The organism is Streptomyces sp. NPDC107538 (genome assembly GCF_055657445.1).
On record NZ_JBVKAY010000002.1, the window covers coordinates 899,011 to 922,677 of the forward strand.

Below are 23,667 nucleotides of genomic sequence, written 5' to 3' on the forward strand. Positions count from 1 at the left end.
TTGGCCACTCGCTGCGATCGGTGGTAAGCGCAGGGCAATTCGGGCGTAATCACGAAAGCGCATGATCAAAGGCTTGTTCGACCGTGTCCGCTATGCCCGTTACGGCGTCAATAAAGAGTGACGCACAGGAAATTTGGCGCCTGCGTTGAACAACTGTGGCGCAGCACACGTTTCTTGAAGGTATGGAGGAGTCGCTGGTACCGCTTGTACCCATGTCCCACACCGCTCACATACGCAGCCACCGGAAGCCCCGCCGCAACGCGTCCTCGATCGCGATGCGCGCCGGAGTCGCCGGTGGCGTTCTCAGCACCGTGGCCGTGGCCGGCGCGTCGACGGCCGCGTTCGCCGCGGAGCCGGTGACGCAGACGCTCGAACTGCCCACCCTCACGGCCGATCTGGCCACGCAGGCCGCGCAGTCGGCGGACGCCACGCAGGCGATGGCGGCCGACTACCAGCTGCAGGCCGAGCGTGACGCGGCCGCCGAAGAGGCGGCCAAGCAGGCCGACAAGGACCTCGCCAAGGCGAAGAAGGAAGAGGCCCGCAAGAAGGCCGCCGAGGAGGCCGAGCGCAAGGCCGCCGCCGAGCGCGCCTCGCGCGACAGTGAGCGGACCACCCTCACGACCAACTCGTCGGCGTCGACGACGACGACCACGACGGCGCCCGCCACCGGCAGCGTCGGCACGGTGATCAGCTTCCTGAAGGCGCAGCTCGGCGACGCCTACGTCATGGGTGCCACCGGCCCCAACGCGTGGGACTGCTCCTCGCTCGTGCAGGCCGCGTTCAAGCAGGTCGGCGTGGACCTTCCCCGGGTCTCGCAGGACCAGTCGATGCAGGGCACCGAGGTCTCGCTGTCCAACCTGCAGGTCGGCGACATCCTGTACTGGGGCTCGAAGGGCTCCGCCTACCACGTGGGTGTCTACATCGGCGGTGGCCAGTACCTCGACGCGGCGAACCCCTCCAAGGGCGTCGTGATCCAGGACCTCTCCGGCTACCCGGCGACGGGTGCGGTGCGCGTGCTCTGACCCACGCGGTCGCCCAGGGCGTTTCCGAAGGGCCGCTCTCCCCGTAGGGGGACAGCGGCCCTCGGGCTGCCCGCGGAAAGGCCACAGGCGCCCCACAGAGCGCCTGTCGTCCCGCACCCAAGGTGTTCCGCACTCCGGGACGGCGGCGGGGCTCTCAGGGGCGTACAGCGGTTCGGCCGGCCACGGAGCGCTCCGTGGCCGGCCGAACGCCGCCATAAGGGTCATACGCCCCCGGGCGTCACGCCTTCGGTGCCACCTTGCTCAGGCCGTTGATGATCCGGTCCATCGCGTCGCCGCCGGTCGGGTCGGTGAGGTTGGCCAGCATCTTCAGCGTGAACTTCATCAGCATCGGGTGGGTCAGACCCCGCTGCGTCGCCAGCTTCATGATCTTCGGGTTGCCGATGAGCTTCACGAAGGCGCGGCCCATCGTGTAGTAGCCGCCGAAGGTGTCCTTGAGGACCTGCGGGTAGCGCTGGAGGGCGAGTTCGCGCTGCCCGGGGGTGGCGCGGGCGTGGGCCTGGACGATGACGTCGGCGGCGATCTGCCCGGACTCCATGGCGTAGGCGATGCCCTCGCCGTTGAAGGGGTTCACCATGCCGCCGGCGTCGCCGACCAGCAGCAGGCCCTTGGTGTAGTGGGGTTGGCGGTTGAACGCCATCGGGAGGGCGGCGCCGCGGATCGGCCCGGTCATGTTCTCGGGGGTGTAGCCCCACTCCTCCGGCATGGACGCGCACCAGGCCTTCAGGACGTCGCGCCAGTCCAGCTCCTTGAAGGAGGCGGAGGTGTTGAGGACGCCCAGACCGACGTTGGACGTGCCGTCGCCCATGCCGAAGATCCAGCCGTAGCCGGGGAGCAGACGGTCCTCGCCGGGGCCGCGCTTGTCCCACAGTTCCAGCCAGGACTCCAGGTAGTCGTCGTCGTGGCGCGGGGAGGTGAAGTACGTACGGACCGCGACGCCCATCGGGCGGTCCTCGCGGCGGTGCAGGCCCATCGCGAGGGAGAGCCGGGTGGAGTTGCCGTCGGCCGCCACCACCAGCGGGGCGTGGAAGGTGACTTCCCGCTTCTCCTCGCCGAGCTTGGCGTGCACGCCGGTGATCCGGCCGGTGCGGTCGTCGATGATCGGCGCGCCCACGTTGCAGCGCTCGTACAGCCGGGCGCCCGCCTTCTGGGCCTGGCGGGCGAGCTGCTCGTCGAAGTCGTCGCGCTTGCGGACGAGTCCGTAGTTCGGATAGGCGGCGAGATCCGGCCAGTCGAGCTGGAGGCGGACGCCGCCGCCGATGATCCGCAGCCCCTTGTTGCGGAGCCAGCCGGCCTCCTCGGAGATGTCGATGCCCATCGCGACCAGCTGTTTGGTGGCGCGGGGCGTGAGGCCGTCGCCGCAGACCTTCTCCCTCGGGAAGCTGGTCTTCTCCAGGAGCAGGACGTCCAGTCCGGCCTTGGCCAGGTAGTACGCGGTGGTGGAACCGGCTGGTCCGGCCCCGACGACGATCACATCGGCGGTGTGTTCGGTAAGGGGCTGGGGCTCGGTCACGACGGGTTCTCCCCAAGAAGTAGAGGGTTCGGAGCAAAGCCTGCTGGCGGTCCGGCGAGCCGGACGGCCAGAAAACATGTGCCGACAGGCGTCGGACATGGGCAGTCTATTCAGCGGTACCGATCATCGGCTGAAGGGCTGCCCCTGTGAACAGAGCTCTGCCCGACGTACGGCTGCGTGTCCCCACCGACGAGGACGCCTTCGCCTGGCACCGGATCTTCGACGATCCCGACGTCATGGAGTTCCATGGCGGCCGCCCCGCCGAGCTGTCCGTCTACGAGGAGCTCACCGCGCGCCAGCGCCGCCACGACGCCGAGCACGGCTTCTGTCTGTGGACCATGCTCGACGAGGAGGGCCGGGCCATCGGTTTCACCGGCGCCCAGCCGTGGCCCCGGGAATGGGGGCCGACCGGCGAGATCGAGATCGGCTGGCGGCTCTCACGGACCCACTGGGGCAAGGGATATGTGACCGCCGCCGCGACCCAGACCCTGGAGCGGGTCCGGAAGGCGGGCGTCGGCAGCGTCGTCGCGATGGTCAACGCCCGCAACGAACGGTCCATCGCCGTGACCCGACGGCTGGGCATGGAACTGGCGGAGACGTACACGACACCCGCCACGCAACAGCTCGGGCACTGCTACCGGCTGACCCTGTAGGGGGTTGGATGTTCGAGATTTCGGCAACTCGTCACCCACAGTAGCGATTTGGCGCAGATTGCCACGCAGAGCTTCCGGCCGGGGGCGCTCGGCGGTTACCCTGCCGGTACCGCTGGGGGTGAACATCTGTGCGCATAACACCCAAGTCATTCGAAGTGCGTGTGCCGCGGTTCGTCGGCCTGATGGCCGTGGACGCGCGCGAGACGGCCGAGGCGGACGGGGTCACCCTCGTCGCACCCGACCGGCCCGACCTCCAACTGGCCGTGGTGGACTACGTCGTACGGCAGTACCCGCCACCAGGGGTGAAGGTGCCGCGCGGGGCCGCCGTCACCGTGTGGTTCGAGTCGGGTGACGACGGCGGGGGCGTGCGGGAGCCCCGCCACGGTGGCCCTCCGCCCGGGCTGCGGAGGGCACTGGACGAGCCGGGCGATCCGTTCGCGGTGCTCCGGTGACGCGAACCCTGTCCGGGTCCGGCTACTTCTGCCAGAGCAGGATCGCCGCCGCCCCTCCCCCGCCGATCACGAAGGCCGCCACGATGGTGAGGGTCCAGACGAGGGTGCGGCTGCGGGGCTGAGCGGGTTCGGCGAACGGCGCCTGATGGTGGCCCAGTTGCACGAGCGGAGGCTCGTACGGGGCCGGGGGCTGGACCGGGGCTGGGGCCGGGGCCGACGTCGGCGTGGGCATCGACATCGGCGTCGGCATCGGCGTCGGCGTCGGCGTCGGCGTCGGCGTCGGCGTCGGCGTCGGCGTCGGCGTCGGCGTCGGCGTCGGGGTCGGGGGAACCGGCGGGGCGATCACCGTCGTACGTCCTCCGGTCAGCTGGATCAGGTAGGGCGCGAGGAAGGCCGCGCCGAAGATCCACAGGAGACCGAAGAGGAGCACCTCGGGGAGGTCGAGGCCGGCGTCCACCTGGCCCGCGGCCGAGAACTCGCTGCTGAAGTCGGTCGTGGCGGAGCCGGAGACCTCCATGCCGAAGCCGCTGACGCCGGCGAGGAGGAGGAAGAGGCCGAAGAAGACACCGGCGGCGAGGAGTTGCTCGCCACGGCCCGAGGAGCGGCGGGCCGCGAGGACACCGAGGATCAGGGCGCAGACCGCGCCGAGCGCCAACGCGCCCACGACGGCCCAGGAGTTGACGGCGTCGCCCAGCTCCGAGAGCCCGAACGACTCGCGCTCGTAGCCGCCGTACGGGGCGGACTCGACGAGCCCGTAGTCGCCGGACGAGTCGCTGCCGAACGACGTGTCGTCGCCGTACCGGGTGCGGCCCGCCTCGCCGGTGATGGACGCGCCCCAGGAGAGGCCGAGGAGGTGGACGGCGAGATTGGGCAGGACGAGCAGCACGAGGAGGAGCGGGTTGAGGTCCTCCTCCCACTCGGACTGCCAGTCGTCGTTCGCGGCGAGGACGACGAAGGTGACGAGCGAGCAGAGGGCGAGGACGATCGCCATGGCCCGTACGGCTGTTCCGGTCGCCCGGAACAGGGCCCGGGGCCCAGTGCGGACGGCCAGCCAGGCGGCCAGGTCGTCGCGCTGCAGCAGACCGACCGAGACGGCGGCGGTGAGCAGCAGTGCGCCGAGGCCCGCGCGCCAAGGGGAGGTCGAGGCCTCCGCGAGCGCGATCTCGGGCTGGGCGAACAGCCCGAGCAGCAGTACGGCGGCCGTCACCAGCAGCGTGACCCGCACGGCCGCTTCGAGCCCGGCAGTACGGCTCCCGCCGGGGCCCGCGCCCGGCCACCCCCCGGTACCGGCGTACGTGCCGCCCGGCACCCCGGCGTACGCGCCCCCGGAATACGTACCCCCGCCGTACGCACCACCGCCATACGCCCCCCGTGCCACCAGGCGCGTCCGGAGCTGCCGTACGCCGATCCAGAGCGCCCCGATGAACAGCAGGGTCACCGTGAGCGGGACCAGGGTGAGGGTGGCGGCGCCCTCGGCGGACTGGTACTCGCTCGTGTAGTCGCCGTCACCGGCCTCGGAGACGGTGAAGCCGCCGCCGAGGCCTTGGAGGAGGCCGGCGAGGGCGAGGCCCAGCCGGTCGGCGAAGCCCACGAAGTCCTCGTCGTCCTGGGCGCCCTGGCCGTACGACGGGAGGGCGAGGGCGAGGGCGGAGACGAAGAGCAGCCCGACCGGCCACAGCGCGGCCAGGGCGGAGCCGCCCCAGTCACCCCGGAAGGCCCGGCCGAGGAAGGCGCCGACGGGTGAGGGACGGGCCGGGACGGGGGCGTATTCGGGAGGAGGCGGAGGCGGGCCGAGGGGCGGGGCGCCCGGCGGGACCGATGAGGCTGCTGCGGCCGGTGACGTGGACGGGGGCGGCGGCTGGGGCGGAGCTGACGGCGGAGCCGCCGAGGGGATCGGCGGGACGGGTGGGCGTTCCCGTCCGCACTTCATGCAGAAGCGCGCCTCGTCGGGTCCTGGTGTTCCGCAGTGCGGGCAGTAGGCCGTCATGGATCCCCCGTCGTATGACATCACCGGCGCGTACCGATGTATCAACGGACGGTAGTTTCTGTTGACCGGTTCCCGTCAACACCATTACCCGACGGGCGTCCTTCGTACGGGTGAAATCAGCGCCCCGCGGGCCGAGTTGGGGCCTACGGCTGGGCCTTGAACCCCCGGTGCAGCGCGGCGATCCCGCCCGAGAGGTTCCGCCAGGCGACCTGGTCCCAGCCGGCCTTCCGGAGGCGCTCGGCGAGGCCGGCCTGGTCGGGCCAGGCGCGGATGGACTCGGCGAGATAGACGTACGCGTCCGGGTTGGACGACACCGCGCGGGCGACCGGCGGCAGCGCGCGCATCAGGTACTCGGTGTAGACGGTCCGGAACGGCGCCCACGTCGGGTGCGAGAACTCGCAGATCACGACGCGTCCGCCGGGCTTGGTCACCCGGTACAGCTCACGCAGCGCGGTGTCGGTGTCCTGCACGTTCCGCAGGCCGAAGGAGATGGTCACCGCGTCGAAGGTGTCGTCCTTGAACGGCAGCTTCGTGGCGTCGCCCGCGGTGAACGGCAGCCAGGAGTGGCGGTCCTTGCCGACCCGGAGCATGCCGAGGGAGAAGTCGCAGGGGACGACGTAGGCGCCGGTCTGCGCGAAGGGCAGCGAGGAGGTGCCCGTACCGGCCGCGAGGTCCAGGATCTTCTGCGCGGGCCGGGCGTCCACCGCCTTCGCGACGTCCTTGCGCCAGCGGCGGTCCTGTCCGAGGGACAGCACGTCGTTGGTCAGGTCGTACCGTTTCGCCACTCGGTCGAACATCGAGGCGACTTCGTGCGGCTGCTTGTCCAGGGATGCGCGGGTCACGGGCCCATTGTGGCAGTACGGGCCGGACGCCCACGCGGCGCCCGGCCCGTAGGCCTCACGGCAACAGCCTCGGCTTCTTCTTCGCCGCCACGTCCTCCACCCAGCCGCAGAGCAGCACGAAGACGCCGATCAGCAGCCAGCCGATGCCGAACATGAACCACTGGCTCTCCAGTGGGAGGTACTTCTCGAACGCGGGGACGTTCCAGAACCGGTCGATCAGCGGGACGGCGAGGATCAGGGCGATCTCGTGCCACAGGTAGATCGTCACCGCGCGGGAGTTGAAGATCGTGACGGTCCGGTCCAGCCGCCGGAAGCGGGTCAGCCCGGCGAAGTCGACCTTGAAGTACGCCTTCGCGTAGAGCAGCAGCGTCACGAAGCCGGCGGAGAAGAACGCCTGGGCGAGGGGGATGTCGTCGAGGTCGTACGAGCCGGTCTCCTCCTGGTGGGTGAAGGCGTACCAGGCGCCGAGGCCGAGGGCCGCGAGGGAGAGGGCGGTGACCGCGAACGGCTTCAGCCGGGCGAGGACGCCCTCGCGGTGGGCGAAGCCCAGGATCCAGCAGAAGAGGAAGGTGGCCAGGTCGGTCAGGGCGTTGCCGAAGCGGTCGTCCGGGGGCTCCCAGAGGAAGTGGAACACCACGATGGGTGAGAGGGACAGGAGGAGAACCGGGACCGGGGCCAGCCGGAACAACTTCAGCAGGGGTGGGGAGAGAAGCACGAACCAGAGGTAGGTGCGCAGGTACCAGAGGATCTCCCAGGCCTGTTCGCCCCAGGCGTTGCCCGGGGGGTCGCCCAGCGGGACGACCCAGAAGACGATCTGCCAGCCGGGCATCCAGCCGTGGATCAGCATGGCGACGACCACGAAGAGGCCCCAGAACCAGAAGGGGGGCAGGAGCCGGCGGACGCGGCTCCTGATCACCTTGGGGGCGGGGCGTTCCAGGGACTTCGCCATCAGGGTGCCGGCGAGGGCGAACATGATGCCCATGGAGGGGAACACCATGCCGGCCCAGGGCCAGCCGAAGGTGTGGTAGGTGACGACGCGGACGAGAGCGAGGGCGCGGAGGGTGTCGAAGTAGCGGTCGCGCCCGGTGCCGCGGGGCTGCGGGGCGGGGTCTTCGTGCACCTGTGCCACGGCGGGCTCGGCCACGACAGCGATCGCGGGGGCACCTCCTCTCCGGTGCGAGCCCATCAGCTCGCCCCCGCCGGGGTGCCGACCTCGCCCGTGCGCTTCAGCTTCTGCCAGCGCAGGCGGCCGCCGGTCAGGGCGGTGACGCAGGAGTGGATCAGGACCAGGTACATCATCTGGCGGTAGGCGAGCTGCTGGAGCGGGAGCATCAGCAGATAGCGGTACTTCTCCTTGTCCAGCTTGAAGGCGTAGGCCGCGCAGACGAGTTGGACGCCGAGGACGGCCAGCCAGGCCAGCAGGGACGCCTGGAAGTCGACGAAGATCATCGCGTAGACGGTGAAGACGTCGATCAGCGGGGCGAAGACCGGCGTGACGATCTGGAAGATCACGACCAGCGGCATGCCGACACGGCCGAAGCGACCGGACGGGCCGCTGTCCGTCAGGGACTTGCGGTGCTTCCAGAGCGCCTGCATGGTCCCGTACGACCAGCGGTAACGCTGCGACCACAGCTGCTTCAGCGAGCCCGGCGCCTCGGTCCAGGCGCGGGCGTGCTCCTGGTAGACGACCCGCCAGCCCGCGCGGTGCATGGCGATGGTGATATCGGTGTCCTCGGCGAGCGTGTCCTCGCTCATGCCGCCCACCTCCAGCACGGCGTCCCGGCGGAACGCGCCGATCGCGCCCGGGATGGTGGGCATGCAGCGCAGCAGGTCGTACATCCGGCGGTCGAGGTTGAAGCCCATCACGTACTCGATGTGCTGCCAGGCGCCGATCACGGTGTCGCGGTTGCCGACCTTGGCGTTGCCCGCGACCGCGCCGACGCTCGGGTCGGCGAAGGGCTGGACGAGCTTGCCGACGGTGTCCGGTTCGAAGACCGTGTCGCCGTCCATCATCACGACGATGTCGTAACTGGCGCTGCGCACACCGTTGTTGAGGGCGGCGGGCTTGCCGGCGTTCTCCTGGCGGATGACCCGGACGTTGCGCATGCCGAGCTGGTCGGCCGCCGCGCGCGCGATCTCCGAGGTGCCGTCCGTCGAGCCGTCGTCCACGACGATGACCTCGATCGGATGGGTGCTCCTCGCCAGCGATTCGAGGGTGTTGGCGATGCACTCCTTCTCGTTGTACGCCGGGACGATCACGCTCACCGGGCCGGTGACCGGTGGCCCCCAGCTGAACCGGCGTTTGTTTCGCTCACGGAAGTGGCGCCGGGCGAGGAGCAGCATCATCCCGAAGCGGCCCATGACCGCGACACCGACGACCATCAGGCCGACCGAGAGGGTCGGTACGGCGTACTCGGCGACGTACACGGCCGCGACGAGCGCCTTACCCTCGTAGAGGGTGGCCCCGGTGGCGGTGCGGTGGGCGGCCTGCGCGTTCGAAGTACCGGGCGTGCCCTGCCCGTTGGCCTCGGGACCACCGGGGGCACCCCCCGCCTGCTGACCGGCCTGCTGGCCGTTCTGCTGCTCGCCCTGGCCGCTCTGGCCACTCTGGCCGCTCCCGGCGTCGTCCTTCTGCAGCGCGCCGCTGACGGTGGTGAAGGTGTAGCCCTTGGCCTTCATCTTCTCGATGTACGTGCCGAGCGCCTTGACCGTCTGGGAGCGGTCGCCGCCCGAGTCGTGCATGAGCACGGAGGCACCCTCGCCGTCCTCCGGCGTGGCCCACTTGATGATCTTCTTGACGCCGGGCCGCTTCCAGTCGTCGCTGTCGGTGTCGACGAAGACGCTGGTGTAGCCCTCCTCGCCGAGCTTCTGGTAGACGGGCCAGCTGTAGTTGTCGATGGCGTCCGTCTCGGAGGAGTACGGGGCGCGGAAGAGTGTGGTCGTGATGCCGGCCGCGCCCGCGAGGGCGAGCTGCGTCTGGGTCATCTCCCGGGTGATCCGGGCGTCGCTCTGGTACGACAGGTCGACGTGCGTGAAGGTGTGGATGCCGATCTCGTGCCCGTCCTCGACCATGTCCTCGACGATGGCCGGGTAGCGCGACACCATCGAGCCGACCACGAAGAAGGTCGCGGGGACGTCGTACTCCTTGAGGACGTCGAGGATCTCCGGGGTCCAGGTCGGGTTCGGGCCGTCGTCGAAGGTGAGCGCGATGGTCTTGTCCGGCACGGACTGCGTCTGCGCCTCACCGCCGCGGAAGGTCAGGATGGGCCCGCCGTCGAGGATGTCGTCGGGTACGTCGCTGGAGCTGGCCCCGGTACGGACACGCTGATCGCCGCCGACCTCGGCGCGCAGATAGCCGTCGAGCAGCATCACGCTGGTCAGCCCGAGCAGTAGCAGCAGGGCGAGGATGACCCGGGGTTTCTGCAGGGCGGCGGCCTTGCCGGTGGCGCGTTGCAGCTTGGAGGGGGCGCGTCGGCGGCCGCGGCGCGCGGGAGTCGTGGTGCTCATGGGGTGGTGCGCTCCCGTCAGTTGGCGGACGCGGACGGGGACGGTACGGCGGTGGGGGCGCCGGAGGGCGCGCCGCCGCCGGGGGCGCCGCTGGGGGCGCCCGAGGGGATGCCCTCGGGGGCGACTCCGCCCTGGGGCTGCGGGCCGTTGCCACCGCGGCCCTGGCCGGGTGCGCCGGCCTGGCCGCCGCCTCCGCCGAAGGGGAACAGTTCGGTCGGGGACGCGGAGATGCCCCAGCCCATGAACGCCATGCCGAGTACGACGGCGTAACCGAGACAGACGACCCCCAGCAGCATGCCGCAGCGGCGCAGCAGTCTGGCGCGGCGCCCGGAGTTGTCGACGAAGACGGGGCCGTCCTCGGCCGGCCCCTTGCCCTGCTTGCCCTTCTTACGGCGGCTGCCGCGGGCCGGTGCCGAGGTGATCTCGTACACGGCCTCGGGGGTGAAGTTTTCGTTGGCGGACTCGGATTGCATATCCCCGGATATTAGGCGGGCTTTATTGGGCCAATTCCCAGCTTCTCTTGTGAGACTCCCATGAGAAACTCCTTAACCTGTCCGTTTCCTTAGAGAATCCATGAACGACTGCGAATCCGCGACTCTTTGCCTTTGTGGGGATACACCCCACCCGGAAGGGAGCGTTTGCCCGACTTGCGAACCCTTTGCCGGTCGCCGTTCTGTGCCCGCCCTCGGCCGTCCTTCGGATCTGCAATCTTGAAGAAGCACACATGAAGCACAGCCAGGTGTGATTCATTTCCATCGTGAGTACCGTGAGGAATTCCCTGAAACCGGCCGTCGGACTGATATGTCTGGTGGCCCTGGCCTGCGCGGGCTGCACCACGAAGAGCGATGAGTCCGCGTCCACGCCCGGCAGTTCTGCGAGTTCGGCGAGTTCGGCCGGAGCGCCGTCGGCCGCCGAGGAGTCGCCGGCGGAGGAGGCGAAGACAACCACGGTCTACGCGCCGTACGTCAACGCCACCGACGCCTCCGACCTAGACGCCGCCGGGTCGGCCGCCGCGTACAACCTGGCGTTCGTGATCGCCGAGGGTGACGGCGACGCGTGCACACCCGCGTGGAACGGCACGGAGGCGATCGACGACTCGGCGGTGAAGTCCCGGATCTCGGCGCTCACCGACTCGGGGGCGTCGGTACGGGTCTCCTTCGGCGGCGCCTCGGGCACGGAGCTGGCCCAGGCCTGCGACAGCGCGTCCGCACTCGCCGAGGCGTACGGAGCGGCGCTCGACGCGGCCGGCTCGACCGCGGCCGACTTCGACGTCGAGGGCGACGCGCTCAAGGACTCCGACTCCGTCGCCCTGCGCTCCGAGGCGATCGCACTCCTCCAGAAGGACCGCCCCGACCTCTCCGTCTCCTTCACCCTCCCCGTCATGCCGTCCGGCCTCGACGACGACGGCGTGGCCCTCCTCGACTCGGCCAACGACAAGGCCGTCCAGGTCACCACGGTCAACATCATGACCATGAACTACGCCAGTTCGTACGACGGTGACATGGGCGACTACGCGGAGGAGGCGGCCGAGGCGACGCACGAGCAGCTGATGGACGTCTTCGGCACGAGTGAGTCGACGGCGTGGGGGGCGTTGGCGTTGACCTCGATGCTGGGTGTCAACGACGTGGACAACGAGACGTTCACGCTTCAGGACGCGGCGCAGGTGCGGGAGTTCGCCGAGGAGAAGGGGGTGGGGTGGGTGTCCATGTGGGCGACGTTCCGGGATCAGGAGTGTGGGGACGGGGCGAGTGACGAGTTGGTCGACTGCAGTGGGGTCGATCAGGAGGACGGGGCGTTCGGGGAGGCGTTCTCGGGATGAGAGGGGGTGGTTCTGTCGGCGGCGGACTGCGGGTTGTGTGTGGCTGATCGCGCAGTTCCCCGCGCCCCTAGTCAACGGCGGCGGTGGACCAGGCGCCCGGCGCACACTGTGGCGACGCAGGTGCCGGAGTCGTCGAAGGCGGCCAGGTCCGCGCGGCCCTGCTCGGTGATCGCTGTGGGCCGGGGGTGTGGCAGTACCGCCACATGATTCCGCTCCGCTGCCGAGCGGAGTTCCGGGGTGTTCGCGTGCTGCTCCAGGATCGCGACCGCACCCGACTTCAGTACGGCGTGGACGCGTTCGCGGGGTGAGGGGGCGTCCGGGAGGGGGGCGTCGTGCACGCGGCCGGGGCCCAGGACTCCGGGCCAGTGCCGCACCCGGGCGTTCGGGAAGCGCTCCCGGACCTCGGCCAGCGTCCCCAGGCCCACCACGCGGGCGCCGTCCACCGCGACGGCGCCGTCCTTCAGCCGCTCCGCGTCGTCGCCCCAGCCGTACCGCAGCTCGTCGGCGGCGTGAATCGTCAGCACAGAAGCCCTAGTTGGCGTTCAGCAGCTTCAGTTCGGGGTGGGCCGTGCCGCCCTCGATGGCCGTGGACGAGATGTGGGACATGACGCGCTCGTCGACGGGGTCGTTCGCCGGGTCGTCGTGGACGACGAGGTGCTCGTAGGTGGTGGCCCGCTGGGCGGGGACGCGGCCCGCCTTGCGGATCAGGTCGATGATCTCCAGGCGGTTGGAGCGGTGCTTGGCGCCGGCGCTGGAGACGACGTTCTCCTCCAGCATGATCGAGCCGAGGTCGTCCGCGCCGTAGTGCAGGGAGAGTTGGCCGACTTCCTTGCCGGTGGTGAGCCAGGAGCCCTGGATGTGGGCGATGTTGTCCATGAAGAGCCGGGCGATGGCGATCATGCGCAGGTACTCGAAGAGCGTGGCCTGCGTACGGCCCTTGAGGTGGTTGTTCTCGGGCTGGTAGGTGTACGGGATGAAGGCCCGGAAGCCGCCCGTCCGGTCCTGTACGTCACGGATCATCCGCAGGTGCTCGATGCGCTCGGCGTTGGTCTCGCCGGTGCCCATGAGCATCGTGGAGGTGGACTCGACGCCCAGCCCGTGCGCGATCTCCATGATCTCCAGCCAGCGCTCGCCGCTCTCCTTCAGCGGGGCGATGGCCTTGCGGGGGCGCGCGGGGAGCAGCTCCGCGCCGGCGCCGGCGAAGGAGTCGAGGCCGGCCGCGTGGATCCGGGTGATCGCCTCCTCCACGCCCACCTTGGAGATCCGGGCCATGTGCTCGACCTCGGACGCGCCGAGGGAGTGGATGACCAGCTGCGGGAAGGCCTTCTTGATGGCGGCGAAGTGCGTCTCGTAGTACTCCACGCCGAAGTCCGGGTGGTGGCCGCCCTGGAACATGATCTGCGTACCGCCCAGCTCGACGGTCTCCGCGCAGCGGCGCAGGATGTCGTCGAGGTCGCGCGTCCAGCCCTTGTCCTTGGCCTTCGGCGGGGCGTAGAACGCGCAGAACTTGCACGCCGTGACGCAGACGTTCGTGTAGTTGATGTTCCGCTCGATGATGTACGTCGCGATGTGCTCCGTGCCCGCGTACCGCCGCCTGCGGACGGCGTCGGCGGCGGAGCCGAGCGCGTGCAGCGGGGCGTCGCGGTAGAGGTCGAGCGCCTCCTCCGGAGTGATCCGCCCACCCTCTGCGGCACGGTCGAGAACGGCTGTGACATCAAAAGACGTGAGCTCGGCCTTCTCGGTCACCGGGAGCGTCCCTTTCGTAAGGGTTGAACGGACCAGCCCAGCCTACGCCAGCACCCCGGATCACCCGACGTCAGCCCGTCCGCCTGTGGATAACTCCGTCGGCAGGGGTCCGGCTCAGGCCGCGTACGCCTCCAGCAGCAGTCCGGTGAAGGCTCCGGCGATCATGAACGGGCCCAGGGCGATCAGCTGTCCGCGGACGGCGCGGCCCCGGGCCGCCAGAACCAGGGTGTACGCGCTGCCGATGAGCGCGCCGGCGAACGTGCCGAGGTACAGGGCGCCCCAGCCGTACCAGCCGAGGACGGCGCCGAGGCCGAGGGCCAGTTTCACGTCGCCGAAGCCTAGGGCCACGGGCCTGATCAGGAAGAAGAGGAAGTAGAGGCCGCCGAGGGCGAGTGCGCCGTACAGGGCGGTGCGCCACTGGCCCGCGTGCTCGGGTACGAACGCGACCGCGCCCAGGAGGGTGAGGGCCAGGCCGGCGAAGGGGAGGGTCAGGGGGTCGGGGAGGCGTTGTGCCCTGAGGTCGACCAGGGTGAGGAGGACGCCGAGGGGGGCGAGGAGCAGCCAGACGGCGAGTTCGGGGCGGGTGCCGGTGGCGAGGGCGAGGGCCGCGCAGACGAGAGCGGTGGTGGTGGCGACGGTCGGGGTGTGGGGGCCGTAGGAGCAGGTGGGGGTTTTCCGGCAGCGGGCCGGGCCCAGCCAGCCGTTGGCTGTGCCGGTGATGGGGTGGCCTGCGGGGCAGGTGTGGTGCCAGGGGTGGTCCTCGGATACGGCGAAGCGGTAGGCGGGGCGGGGGAGGAGGGTGCCCATCGCTGCGCCCCAGAGGGCTGCGGCGAGGGTGAGGGCGGTCAGCCAGGGGTCGGGGGCCACGTGGTCAGAGTAGGACCAGGGGCTGCGCCCCTTCGACCCCCTGCGGTCGGTTGTCGACTGCGCGCCGGCGGGGCTTCTCGCGCAGTTCCCCGCTCCCCTGAAAAAGCGGGGCTGCGCTTCTGCCTTTTCGGTAAGCCCCACCGGACCCGCGGACGAACGACGCCGTCCCCTACTTCACCTTGGCGAGGCGGGCCGTCGGGTCGCCCGCGTCCGCGTTGTCGGCGGTGTATCGGAGTTCGGAGCCGACGGGGGTGAGGGTGACCTCGTGGGTGTTGCTGGTGCAGGTCTTGGGGTTGTTCTTCGTGTCGGCGATGCTGGTGACGAGGATGTGGTCCTCGGTGACCTCCTTGAGGACGAACGTGTCGTCGCAGGCGCCGCCGAGGAGGTCGACGGAGCGGAAGGTGCCCAACCGGTCGCCCACGGCGCCCTGTTCGAGGGTGACCGTGAAGGTGCCGGCGGGCAGGTTGCCGTCGAGGGCGTAGCCGTCGCCCTTCCAGGTGCCGAGGTATCTGTCGGGGAGTTCACCCGCCCCGTCCTCCGGCTCCGCGTCCTGGACCCCGTCGCTCGCGCTGCTGCTCGCCGACGGGGCCTTGCCGGTCGCTTCGCCGCCGTCGGCGTTGTCGCTCCGGAGTGTGTCGAGTCCGAACAGGAGCCCGACGCCCACCATGGCGCACGCTCCCGCGACCGCCAGGGCGATCGAGCAACTCACGCGTCGGCCGCGTCCGTTCGGGGCGGTCGTGGAGCTGGCGGCCACGCTCACGGACAGCTTGCCCGCCGGGGAGTCCGGCGTCGGTGGTGCCGTGTCCGCCAGCGCCGCCTCGGCCCGCTGCTCCGGTACGTGCGTCATGGGCCCCGCCTGCGGTGGCATCACCGGGGGCGGTCCGAACACCCCGCTCGCGGCCGGGACTTCGGCGGCCACCACGGGCTCCCCCGCCCCCACCGACGGGCTGCTGAACCCCACCGGCCCGGACGGGACCTGCTCCGCCGCCTCCAGGTTGAGCAGCTGCACCGCGCTGCGGCCGACCTGTTCGACCAGGGGACCCGGCAGCCAGCCCGCCGCCACCAGCCGGGCCGCGCCCTGGGGGGCCAGGGTGCGGGCGATCTCGTCGGGGGCCGGGCGCGCGGCGGGGTCCTTGGTGAGGCAGTGCTCGGCCAGGTCGCGGAGGTCGCCCTCCAGGCCGTCCAGCTCGGGCTGTTCGTGGACGACCTTGTAGAGGAGGGAGGCGGAGGAGTCGCCGGGGAACGGGGACCGCCCCGTCGCGGCGTACGCGAGGACCGCGCCGAGGGAGAAGACGTCCGCCGCGCCCGTGATGCCCTTGCCGAGGATCTGCTCGGGGGACATGTAACCGGGCGAGCCGATGGAGACGCCGGTCGAGGTGAGGGAGGCCGTGCCGTCCGTGGCGCGGGCGATGCCGAAGTCGATGAGGAGGGGGCCGTCGACCGTGAGCAGCACGTTCGACGGTTTCACGTCCCGGTGGACCAGGCCCAGCGCGTGCACCGCCGAGAGGGCTTCCGCGAGTCCCGCGCCGAGGACCCGTACCGAGTGGGGAGGCAGCCGGCCGCCGTCCGCGATCGCCGCGGCGAGCGAGGGACCGGCCGCGTAGCCCGTCGCCACCCAGGGGACGGGCGCCTCCGGGTCCGCGTCCAGGACGGGGGCCGTCCAGGAACCGCCCACGCGGCGGGCCGCGTCGACCTCACGCCGGAAGCGGGCGCGGAACTCCTCGTCCAGGGCGAAGTGCGGGTGCACGACCTTGACGGCGACGGTCCGGCCGCCCGCGCTGCGCCCCAGATAGACGCGGCCCATCCCGCCGGACCCGAGCCGGCCGAGCAGCCGGTAGGGCCCCACGACCGTGGGCTCGCCGACATCGAGCGGTTGCATGGCCGACACCTCCCCCGAACGAACTCACCCGTGCGGACTCAACCGTGCGGACTCAACCGCACGAACTCTCCCCGACGCACGACTCCCCAGCAGCGTAGTGCCGTACGCCGTAGTGCCGTACGCCCGAATGGGAATGCGAACGTCGGCGGCCGGTCCGCGGCGGGTCACCCTGAGCCAATCCCACAGAACGCCTAATGCGTCAAATGAAATTCCGGGAAGTTCGACGCGGCTCCCCGGGGAAATGTTCAGGAAAGCAGGTCGACCTTCACGTCCGCCGGAAATCCGGTGGTCGGGCCGACCCGGCGGGCGAACTCGGCGACCGCGCTCAGCTGGGGGCCGCCGAAGCGGAAGTCCAGGGTGGTGAAGTACCGCTCCAGGACCCGTTCGTCGAAGGCCTCCCAGCGGGCCGCCTGCTCGGCGACCTTGTCCACCTCGGTCAGCGACAGGTCGCGGGAGGCGAGGAACGCCTCGTGCACCTTGCGGGTGACCTCCGGCTCCCGCTCCAGGTAGTCCCGCCGCGCCGCCCACACCGCGAAGACGAACGGCAGCCCCGTCCACGCCTTCCACATGGCGCCCAGGTCATGGACCTCCAGGCCGAAGGCCGGGCCGTCGAGGAGGTTGGCCCGCAGCGCCGCGTCGCCGATGAGCACCGCCGCCTCCGCCTCCTGCATCATCAGCGAGAGGTCGGGCGGGCAGGTGTAGTACGACGGCTGGACGCCGACGCTCTCCGCCAGGAGCAGTTGCGCCAGGCGCACGGAGGTGCGCGAGGTGGAGCCCAGTGCGACGCGTGCGCCGTCCAGGCGTTCCAGGGGCACCTGGGAGACGATGACGCAGGACATCACCGGCCCGTCGCAGCCGACCGCGATGTCGGGGAAGGCGACCAGGTCGTCCGCGTTGCGCAGGAACTCGACGAGCGTGATGGGCCCGATGTCGAGATCCCCTCGCACCAGCTGCTCGCTGAGCTTCTCCGGGGTGTCCTTGGTCAGCTCGAAGTCGAGGAGCGTGCCCGTTCTCGCGAGCCCCCAGTACAGAGGCAGGCAGTTCAGGAACTGGATGTGGCCGACGCGCGGCCGGTTGCGAGAATTGTCCACATCGCGAGGCTAGCCCTCATGGGGTACGGTGCGGGCTCCGGGGGCCGGGTGCGGCCCGCCGAACCAGAAGAGCACCACGTGTCAATGCTTTCCACGGCGTGTCGTCGGTGGGGCCGGTGGTGCAGAAGAGGCGATACGTCAACCCTCGAACCGGGCCGCTCAAACATCCGGGTGACGTGATCTTGCCCTCTATTGCATTCCCCTGCCCGCGTGCTAGGCTCGCCCGCAAGTTGCAGTTTGGTTTCCCTTGCAGTACAGAGCCTGCGGAGCATGTGACCGCGGGCTCTCGTCGTTTTCAGACGTATGCAGTTGTGCGGCATCTTGTTTTCACACTTGCAGGGTTCTGGAGCAGGGCAACCCTTTGGGCCCAAGGAGGGCTTATGGCTACCGGAACCGTGAAGTGGTTCAACGCCGAAAAGGGCTTTGGCTTCATCGCCCAGGAGGGTGGCGGCCCGGACGTCTTCGTCCACTACTCCGCCATCAACGCGAGCGGTTTCCGTTCGCTGGAGGAGAACCAGCAGGTCTCCTTCGACGTGACGCAGGGCCCGAAGGGTCCGCAGGCGGAGAACGTCACCCCCGTCTGATCCGTTCGATCCGAGGGATGCCCCTCTGACGACGTCTGAGAGCAGTACCCAAGGAGCCCCCAGCCGTTCGCGGCGCGGGGGCTCCTGCCTTTTCCCGCACTCCCGGCCGCTGCCCCTACCCACATCCTCCGCGTTCAGATGTGCTGCATCACCAGAACGAACGTCGTGCCGGGCGCCAGCGCCTCGTACGAGTGCGGTACGTCGCCCCGGAACGCCATGTGCGGCTCCGATTCCCGCACGGACCCCGGTTCGAGCCGGGTCCGGTAGATGTCGCGGCGCGCGCCCGGCGGGCTCGCGGAGAGCAGAACCGCCGTTTGACATGCTCCTCGCCCTGAAGGGCGTGGATTCTGGCCTTCCTCGACTGGTTGCTGTGCCGTTACGCGGCACGGCTTCCGGTCGGGAATCCGTGGCTTCCTGTTTCTTCGCGCTGTGCCGGGACTGCTCCCGGTCTTACCGGCGCTCCGCAGGCCGATACCGCCAGTCCGGCGGCCGTCTTGATGTTGAGTGCGGCGTTGGTGTCCCGGTCGTGGACCGTGGCGCAGGCGCCACATGTCCATTCCCGGACGTCGAGGGGTTTGGGTCCGTCCTTGACGCCACAGGCGGAGCAGGTCTGGGTGGTCGGCTCGAACCGGCCGATCTTCACCAGGGTACGGCCGTACCGTTCCGCTTTGTACGCCAGCATGCTGAGGAACGAGGACCATCCGGCGTCGTGCACGGACTTGGCCAGGCGCGTGCGGGCCAGAGCCTTCACCGACAGGTCCTCCACGGCGATCACTTGGTTCTCGGAGATCAGCTTGGTGGAGAGCTGGTGGTGGAACTCACGGCGCGCGTCAGCAACCTCGGCGTGGGCGCGGGCGACCTTCAAGCGGGCCTTGGCCCGGTTCTTCGATCCCTTCTCCTTGCGCGACAGCTCCCGCTGGGCCTTCCTGAGTTTCTTCTCCGCGCGCCGCAGGAAGCGCGGGGAGTCGATCTTCGTGCCGTCTGAGAGGACAGCGAAGTGGGTCAGGCCGAGGTCGATGCCGATGGTGCGGTCGGTGTCGGGCATCCGTGCCGCGTCGGCGGCCAGGTCGGTGTCGATGACGAAGGAGGCGAAGAATCTGCCCGCCGCGTCCTTGACGACGGTGACGGAGGTGGGGACTGCGGGCAGAGTGCGGGACCATTTCACCTTCACCGCGCCGATCTTCGGCAGGTTCAACCGGCCGTGGTCAGTGATGCTCCAGCGGGCGTTGGCGGTGAACCGGATCGACTGCCGGGCGTCCTTGCGGGACTTGAACCGGGGTAGGCCCGCCTTCGGTCCCTTTCGGGTGCCCTTGAGGGAGGCGAAGAAGTTGCGGTACGCGGTCTCGGCGTCGCGCAGGGACTGCTGGAGGACGACAGCGGAGACCTCACCCAGCCAGGAACGCTCCCGCGTCCGTTTCGCCTCCGTGATCAACCGCCGGGACAGGTGCCCGGCAGTCGGGAACGGCTGCCCGGCCTTCCTGGCGTCCTCGCGGGCACGCACGGCGTCGTTGAACACGACGCGTGCGCACCCGAACGCCCGAGCCAGCGCGGCCCGCTGTGCGGCGTCGGGGTACAACCGGTAGGCGTACCTGAGCTGCATGACGATCACACTAGGCACGTCGAACCCACGTCGTCGCCGGGAACATGTGAACGGTCCGTCACCATCACGAGCAGAGTCCGGCTCAGCCGGAAGGAGACCGCGACGCTCCACGTCGCAGCCATGATTCGCTTCACCCCCGGCCTGAAGGCCGGAGCACTGCGAATGATGTCCCGGTAGCGGGCAGCGGCCGCGGCCGAACCCGCCGGTCTCAGGTCCTCTTCGCCGCCAGTTCCTCCAGTACCCGCCGCAACCGGATCCCCCGCCCCAGGTCCGGTTCGAGCCCCTTCGCGCGGAGGAGCGCGGTCAGGGAGGCCTGGACGACCTCCGCGCCCTCGGGGGCGACCCGTTTGGAGACCTCCAGCCACTCCAGGGGCCGGTCGGCGGCCAACGTGCAGTGCTCCAGGGTCACTTCGTGATGGTCGAGGCGTACGCCACGCCAGCGGACCGTGTCGACGGGACCGAGGACGTCGAGCGAACCGAAGCCGACGTCGATGTCGGCGCAGTCGGCGAGAAAGGCGCGCTGGCTGTCGGAGAAGACCAGGTCCAGCGGCTCGGTACCGGTCGCGGCGGCCTCCACGGCCGTACGCCCGCAGTCGGAGACCAGGGTCGCGGAGAGCACCCGGCGGTCGCCCGACCAGGCGCCCGCCAGGTGGAAGGAGTCCGGTCCCTGCTCCCGGAAGCGCAGCCAACGTTCCGAGAGCCGGGACCGGCGGCAGGGCCGCAGTTCCGCTGTCGCGGCCCCACCTCGCCCGCTCCCCGCCCGTAGGCGCAGGATCAGCCCCGCATCCAGAAGCGGCAGTCGTCCTGGCGCCGTGGAGCGGGCGAGGTCCTCACAGAAGTAGACGCGGCGCCGGGCTCCCCCGGTGTCCGGCGCCAGCGCCCAAGTCGCGGCGGCCGCGCCCGCACCCGAGAACGTCACCTTGATCTCGACCGAGTCCAGCCGGTCGGATCCCGAGGCGAGATCCCCGCGTCCCACGGATGCCGGCATGGGCCGTCCCCCTAGTTCCGCGACCTGGTTCATGTGCTCTGTACCCCTTGGTTTTCCCTGATGGTGCGATTCCCCCGTGCCGGTGGTGCGATCCCCCGTCGTACTGTCGTGCCCTTCGTGCTGTCGTGCCCGTCGTGCTGTTCCGAGACCATTGAAGGCCGGGGGCGATCCCCGTCGCTTCCGGGAAGTCCCTACATCTCCCCGGGGCACACCCCCTAGGGGCATGATGGACGCGCGGGGCCGGGCACAGGCGGGCACCAGGGGGTGGCGCATTGTTACGGGGACTCGTCGGTCGGGAGCGGGAACGCCGACTGATGGACGACCTGCTCGTGGCAGGTGGGGCGGGTGGGGCGGCGTTGTTGCTGTGGGGCGAACCCGGCATCGGGAAGACCGCCCTGCTGGACTACGCGGCGGAGCGCGCGGCGGCCGGACGCTCCGGCGCGGCCCCGGCCACGGTTCTGCGCGCCCGGGGCATCGAGACCGAGACCGTGCTCCCCTTCGCCACCCTGGGCGACCTGCTGATGCCCCATTCGTCCCTTTTCAGGGAACTCCCCGGCGTCCAGCGTTCGGCCCTGGAGTCGTGTCTCGCCCTGAGCGGGGACCCGGCGGACCCGCCGGGCAATCCGTACGCGGCCTGCATGGGCGCCCTCAATGTCCTCGCGGCGCTCGGCGACGAGCGTCCGGTGGTCGTCCTCGTCGACGATCTGCACTGGGTGGACCCCTCCTCCCAGCGCGTCCTGCTCTTCGTCGCCCGCCGGCTCTCCAGTGAGCGGGTCGCGCTGGCCCTGGGCTCGCGCGAGGACCACGGTGAGTCGGGCGACCGCCGCAGCATCCCGGCGGTGCAGGTGGGCGGGCTGACGCCGGAGGAGTGCGCCGCCCTGCTCGACGACCCCGCGCTGCCGGCCGGCCGGGTCACCCCCAACGTGCTCGCCGATCTCGTCCGCATCAGCGGCGGCAATCCGCTCGCCCTGCGGGAGATCGCCGGCGGGCTCACCGACGAACAGGCGCGCGGGGAGCGGCCGTTGCTGGATCCGCCGTCCCTCGGCAGCCATCTGGAGCGGGCCTGGGCGACCCGGATCGACGGGCTGCCGGACCCCGCCCGCCGGGCGCTGGTGGTGCTGGCGGCCAGCCGTTCGCGGGCGGCCGGTCCGCTGCGCAAGGCGCTGGAGGCGGCCGGGCTGTCCCTCGACGCGCTCTCCCCCGCCGAGCAGGACGGCCTGATCACGGCCACGGCGGACGGGCTGGACTTCCACCACCCGGTGCTGCGGGCGCTGGTGCTGGGCCGGGCTCCCCTGGCGCATCGTTACGCCGCGTTCCAGGCGCTGGCCGAGGTGAGCACGGGCCCGCTGCACGCCTGGTACCGGGCGTCGGCGACCCCCGGCCCCGACGAGGAGGCCGCGGCGGCGCTCGCCGAGGCCGCGCGGGAGGCCCGGCGGCGCAGCGCCTTCGGCGAGTCGGCCCTCGCCTGGCGGCGCGCCGCCGAACTCACCCCCGACCCCGCGCCCCGCGCCGACCGTCTCCACCAGGCCGCGTCCGACGCCCTGCTCAGCGGTTCCCCGGCGGGCCCGCAGTGGTGCGAGGAGGCGCTGCGGATCACCCCCGATCCGGCCGTACGCGCCGCGATCCAGGGCCTGTTGGGCCGGATGTACACGTGGAAGGGCGAGACCGCGCAGGCGTACGGGCTGCTGGTGAACGCCGCCGAGGCCGTACGCGACACCGACCGCACCCGGGCCTGTCTGCTGCTCGCGGAGGCGACGGCCGCGGCGCGGCTCGACGGCCATGTCCCGGCGGCGGTCAAGGTCGCCGAGGAGTCCCTCGCCCTGGCCACGGAGTCCGGCCCGGAACGCTGGTACAGCCTCACCCTCCTCGGCGGCGCCCTCGTGATGTCCGGCCGTACGGCCGAGGGGCGCGCGATGCTGGAGGCGGCCGACCGGCACGGCGCCGGCGGCGACCCCGTCCGTGACCAGCAGGTCTACGCGATCGCCGGGCAGGCGTGGAGCCGGGTGGAAGAGTTCGCGCACGGGCGCCGGCTGCTCAACACGGCCGTGGAGTCGGCCCGGCGGCACAGTGCGGTGGGGGTCCTGGGCTTCACCCTCGCCGTACGGGGCGAGTTGGAGACCCGGATCGGGCAATGGGCGTCCGCGCGCGGTGACTTGACGGAGGCGTTGCGGTGGGCGGAGGAGCTGGGGCAGCTGACCTGCGTGAGTTACGCCCTGTACTGCCTGGCCCGGCTCGAAGCGCTGCGCGGCGAGCGGGTCGAGTGCGAGGAGCATGTGGCGCGGGCGCGGCGGGAGTGCGGGGCGTACGGGATCGGCTGCCAGGAGTTCCATATGACGGCGGTGCTGGGGCTGTCGGCGCTCGCCCACGGTGATCACGACGCGGCCGCCGACCAGTTGGAGCAAACGTTGTCACTGGCCGTGGAGCAGGGCATCGGCAATCCGGAGGTGGTCCCCTTCGCGGCGGACCTGGCCGAGGCGCATGTCCGCGCGGGGAACGCGGCGCGGGCCGGTGAGGTGGTGGCCTGGCTGGAGGAGCGGGCGCGGGAGACGGGGCTCGCGTCGGCGGAGGCCGCGGCGGCGCGGGTGCGGGGGCTGCTGGCGGGGACGCCGGAGGAGGCGGAGGCGTACTTCGGGGCGGCGCTGAAGGCCCACCAGCGGACGACGGGGCCGTTCGACTGGGCCCGGACGCTGCTGTGCGAGGCGGAGGTGGTGCGCCGCCACCGCCGCCCGGCGGCCGCGCGCGCACCGCTCGCCTCCGCCCTGGCCTGCTTCGAACGGCTCGGCGCGGTCCCCTGGGCCCGCCGCGCGGCGAGCGAACTCGCCGCGGCGGGGGGCATATCGGGCACCGACCGGTCCACCGCGGGCGGCCTGGGCGGCGCGGCCCTGAACCAGCTGACCCCCCAGGAGTTCCAGGTCTCCCGCGCCGTCGCCCGCGGCCTCAACAACACGGAGGCGGCGGCCTCCCTGTTCGTCTCCCGCAAGACCGTGGAGGCCCATCTCACCCGGATCTACCGCAAGTTGCACGTCCGCTCCCGCACGGACCTGACCCGGTTGCTGACGGCGGCGGACCTGGTGGACTGAGGGAGCACCTCGTCACCCG

At 70.9% G+C, this 23,667-nt stretch carries 19 protein-coding genes; 6 read left to right on the plus strand and 13 right to left on the minus strand.

All coding sequences use genetic code 11. The features are described from left to right. Nucleotides 1–182 precede the first annotated feature (182 nt). Entirely contained in the window at nucleotides 183–1,022 is an 840-nt protein-coding gene (locus ACZ7MG_RS09870; protein WP_471385180.1) for a C40 family peptidase, read from the plus strand. A 238-nt stretch (nucleotides 1,023–1,260) separates the two neighbouring features. On the opposite strand, the gene ACZ7MG_RS09875 is transcribed toward ACZ7MG_RS09870, so the two are convergent. Continuing rightward, nucleotides 1,261–2,553 (minus strand): geranylgeranyl reductase family protein, encoded by a 1,293-nt coding sequence (locus ACZ7MG_RS09875; RefSeq protein ID WP_471385178.1) that lies wholly within the window; start codon nucleotides 2,551–2,553, stop codon nucleotides 1,261–1,263. A 146-nt stretch (nucleotides 2,554–2,699) separates the two neighbouring features. Here ACZ7MG_RS09875 and ACZ7MG_RS09880 point away from each other — a divergent pair, with 146 nt between their 5' ends. Next, the gene (locus tag ACZ7MG_RS09880; protein WP_471385176.1) at nucleotides 2,700–3,206 is read left to right on the plus strand and encodes a GNAT family N-acetyltransferase; all 507 of its coding nucleotides are present in this window, start codon (nucleotides 2,700–2,702) and stop codon (nucleotides 3,204–3,206) included. A gap of 128 nt (nucleotides 3,207–3,334) precedes the next feature. After that, nucleotides 3,335–3,658 carry a PASTA domain-containing protein gene (locus tag ACZ7MG_RS09885; RefSeq protein WP_086751790.1) on the plus strand — a complete coding sequence of 108 codons (324 nt, stop codon included), beginning with the start codon at nucleotides 3,335–3,337 and terminating at the stop codon, nucleotides 3,656–3,658. 22 nt (nucleotides 3,659–3,680) lie between these two features. Here the strand turns inward: ACZ7MG_RS09885 and ACZ7MG_RS09890 are convergent, their stop codons facing one another. From ACZ7MG_RS09890 to ACZ7MG_RS09910, 5 genes are all read right to left on the minus strand, one after another. Then, nucleotides 3,681–5,645 (minus strand): zinc ribbon domain-containing protein, encoded by a 1,965-nt coding sequence (locus ACZ7MG_RS09890; RefSeq protein ID WP_471946123.1) that lies wholly within the window; start codon nucleotides 5,643–5,645, stop codon nucleotides 3,681–3,683. 143 nt (nucleotides 5,646–5,788) lie between these two features. Continuing rightward, the gene (locus tag ACZ7MG_RS09895) at nucleotides 5,789–6,487 is read right to left on the minus strand and encodes a demethylmenaquinone methyltransferase (protein WP_471385172.1); all 699 of its coding nucleotides are present in this window, start codon (nucleotides 6,485–6,487) and stop codon (nucleotides 5,789–5,791) included. Between the two features lie 55 nt (nucleotides 6,488–6,542). Further along, a complete protein-coding gene (locus tag ACZ7MG_RS09900) occupies nucleotides 6,543–7,673 on the minus strand; it encodes an acyltransferase family protein (protein ID WP_471385170.1) in 1,131 nt (376 codons plus the stop codon). Further along, nucleotides 7,673–9,994, minus strand: coding sequence for a bifunctional polysaccharide deacetylase/glycosyltransferase family 2 protein (locus ACZ7MG_RS09905; protein ID WP_471385168.1), 2,322 nt, complete (start codon nucleotides 9,992–9,994; stop codon nucleotides 7,673–7,675). The genes ACZ7MG_RS09900 and ACZ7MG_RS09905 overlap by 1 nt, the downstream gene beginning before the upstream one ends. 17 nt (nucleotides 9,995–10,011) lie before the next feature. Next, entirely contained in the window at nucleotides 10,012–10,467 is a 456-nt protein-coding gene (locus ACZ7MG_RS09910; RefSeq protein ID WP_471385167.1) for a hypothetical protein, read from the minus strand. Between the two features lie 293 nt (nucleotides 10,468–10,760). Here ACZ7MG_RS09910 and ACZ7MG_RS09915 point away from each other — a divergent pair, with 293 nt between their 5' ends. Beyond that, nucleotides 10,761–11,813 carry a chitinase gene (locus tag ACZ7MG_RS09915; RefSeq protein WP_471385165.1) on the plus strand — a complete coding sequence of 351 codons (1,053 nt, stop codon included), beginning with the start codon at nucleotides 10,761–10,763 and terminating at the stop codon, nucleotides 11,811–11,813. A gap of 71 nt (nucleotides 11,814–11,884) precedes the next feature. Here the strand turns inward: ACZ7MG_RS09915 and ACZ7MG_RS09920 are convergent, their stop codons facing one another. The 5 genes from ACZ7MG_RS09920 to ACZ7MG_RS09940 all read right to left on the minus strand — a co-directional run bounded on the left by ACZ7MG_RS09920 (nucleotide 11,885) and on the right by ACZ7MG_RS09940 (nucleotide 17,396). Further along, entirely contained in the window at nucleotides 11,885–12,337 is a 453-nt protein-coding gene (locus tag ACZ7MG_RS09920) for an imidazolonepropionase-like domain-containing protein (RefSeq protein ID WP_471385163.1), read from the minus strand. Between the two features lie 7 nt (nucleotides 12,338–12,344). Beyond that, nucleotides 12,345–13,559 (minus strand): cyclic dehypoxanthinyl futalosine synthase, encoded by a 1,215-nt coding sequence (gene mqnC, locus ACZ7MG_RS09925; protein WP_471385161.1) that lies wholly within the window; start codon nucleotides 13,557–13,559, stop codon nucleotides 12,345–12,347. 114 nt (nucleotides 13,560–13,673) lie between these two features. Next, complete coding sequence (locus ACZ7MG_RS09930; RefSeq protein ID WP_471385160.1) at nucleotides 13,674–14,426, minus strand: prepilin peptidase; 753 nt, start codon at nucleotides 14,424–14,426, stop codon at nucleotides 13,674–13,676. Nucleotides 14,427–14,595: 169 nt separating this feature from the next. Then, a complete protein-coding gene (locus ACZ7MG_RS09935; RefSeq protein WP_471385158.1) occupies nucleotides 14,596–16,305 on the minus strand; it encodes a serine/threonine-protein kinase in 1,710 nt (569 codons plus the stop codon). Between the two features lie 245 nt (nucleotides 16,306–16,550). Further along, entirely contained in the window at nucleotides 16,551–17,396 is an 846-nt protein-coding gene (locus tag ACZ7MG_RS09940; protein ID WP_471385156.1) for a menaquinone biosynthetic enzyme MqnA/MqnD family protein, read from the minus strand. Between the two features lie 380 nt (nucleotides 17,397–17,776). Between ACZ7MG_RS09940 and ACZ7MG_RS09945 the strand changes: the two genes are divergently transcribed. Next, on the plus strand, nucleotides 17,777–17,980 hold the full coding sequence (locus ACZ7MG_RS09945; RefSeq protein WP_003992177.1) for a cold-shock protein: 204 nt from the start codon (nucleotides 17,777–17,779) through the stop codon (nucleotides 17,978–17,980). A 376-nt stretch (nucleotides 17,981–18,356) separates the two neighbouring features. Here the strand turns inward: ACZ7MG_RS09945 and ACZ7MG_RS09950 are convergent, their stop codons facing one another. Both ACZ7MG_RS09950 and ACZ7MG_RS09955 read right to left on the minus strand, forming a co-directional pair. Next, the gene (locus tag ACZ7MG_RS09950) at nucleotides 18,357–19,580 is read right to left on the minus strand and encodes an RNA-guided endonuclease InsQ/TnpB family protein (protein ID WP_471385155.1); all 1,224 of its coding nucleotides are present in this window, start codon (nucleotides 19,578–19,580) and stop codon (nucleotides 18,357–18,359) included. Nucleotides 19,581–19,788: 208 nt separating this feature from the next. After that, nucleotides 19,789–20,568, minus strand: a complete 780-nt coding sequence (locus ACZ7MG_RS09955; protein ID WP_471385153.1) for a hypothetical protein — start codon at nucleotides 20,566–20,568, stop codon at nucleotides 19,789–19,791. Between the two features lie 314 nt (nucleotides 20,569–20,882). Between ACZ7MG_RS09955 and ACZ7MG_RS09960 the strand changes: the two genes are divergently transcribed. Next, nucleotides 20,883–23,648: a helix-turn-helix transcriptional regulator gene (locus ACZ7MG_RS09960; protein ID WP_471385151.1), complete on the plus strand. Its 2,766-nt coding sequence runs from the start codon at nucleotides 20,883–20,885 to the stop codon at nucleotides 23,646–23,648. The last annotated feature ends 19 nt before the right edge of the window (nucleotides 23,649–23,667 follow it).

Excerpts from the sequence above, each read along its gene's own strand:
- ACZ7MG_RS09900 (WP_471385170.1), bottom strand. The coding sequence starts at position 7,673 with ATGGGCTCGCACCGGAGAGGAGGTGCCCCCGCGATCGCTGTCGTGGCC.
- ACZ7MG_RS09945 (WP_003992177.1), top strand. The coding sequence starts at position 17,777 with ATGGCTACCGGAACCGTGAAGTGGTTCAACGCCGAAAAGGGCTTTGGC.
- ACZ7MG_RS09905 (WP_471385168.1), bottom strand. The coding sequence starts at position 9,994 with ATGAGCACCACGACTCCCGCGCGCCGCGGCCGCCGACGCGCCCCCTCC.
- ACZ7MG_RS09870 (WP_471385180.1), top strand. The coding sequence starts at position 183 with ATGGAGGAGTCGCTGGTACCGCTTGTACCCATGTCCCACACCGCTCAC.
- ACZ7MG_RS09935 (WP_471385158.1), bottom strand. The coding sequence starts at position 16,305 with ATGCAACCGCTCGATGTCGGCGAGCCCACGGTCGTGGGGCCCTACCGG.
- ACZ7MG_RS09960 (WP_471385151.1), top strand. The coding sequence starts at position 20,883 with ATGGACGACCTGCTCGTGGCAGGTGGGGCGGGTGGGGCGGCGTTGTTG.
- ACZ7MG_RS09890 (WP_471946123.1), bottom strand. The coding sequence starts at position 5,645 with ATGACGGCCTACTGCCCGCACTGCGGAACACCAGGACCCGACGAGGCG.
- ACZ7MG_RS09950 (WP_471385155.1), bottom strand. The coding sequence starts at position 19,580 with ATGCAGCTCAGGTACGCCTACCGGTTGTACCCCGACGCCGCACAGCGG.
- ACZ7MG_RS09910 (WP_471385167.1), bottom strand. The coding sequence starts at position 10,467 with ATGCAATCCGAGTCCGCCAACGAAAACTTCACCCCCGAGGCCGTGTAC.
- ACZ7MG_RS09955 (WP_471385153.1), bottom strand. The coding sequence starts at position 20,568 with ATGCCGGCATCCGTGGGACGCGGGGATCTCGCCTCGGGATCCGACCGG.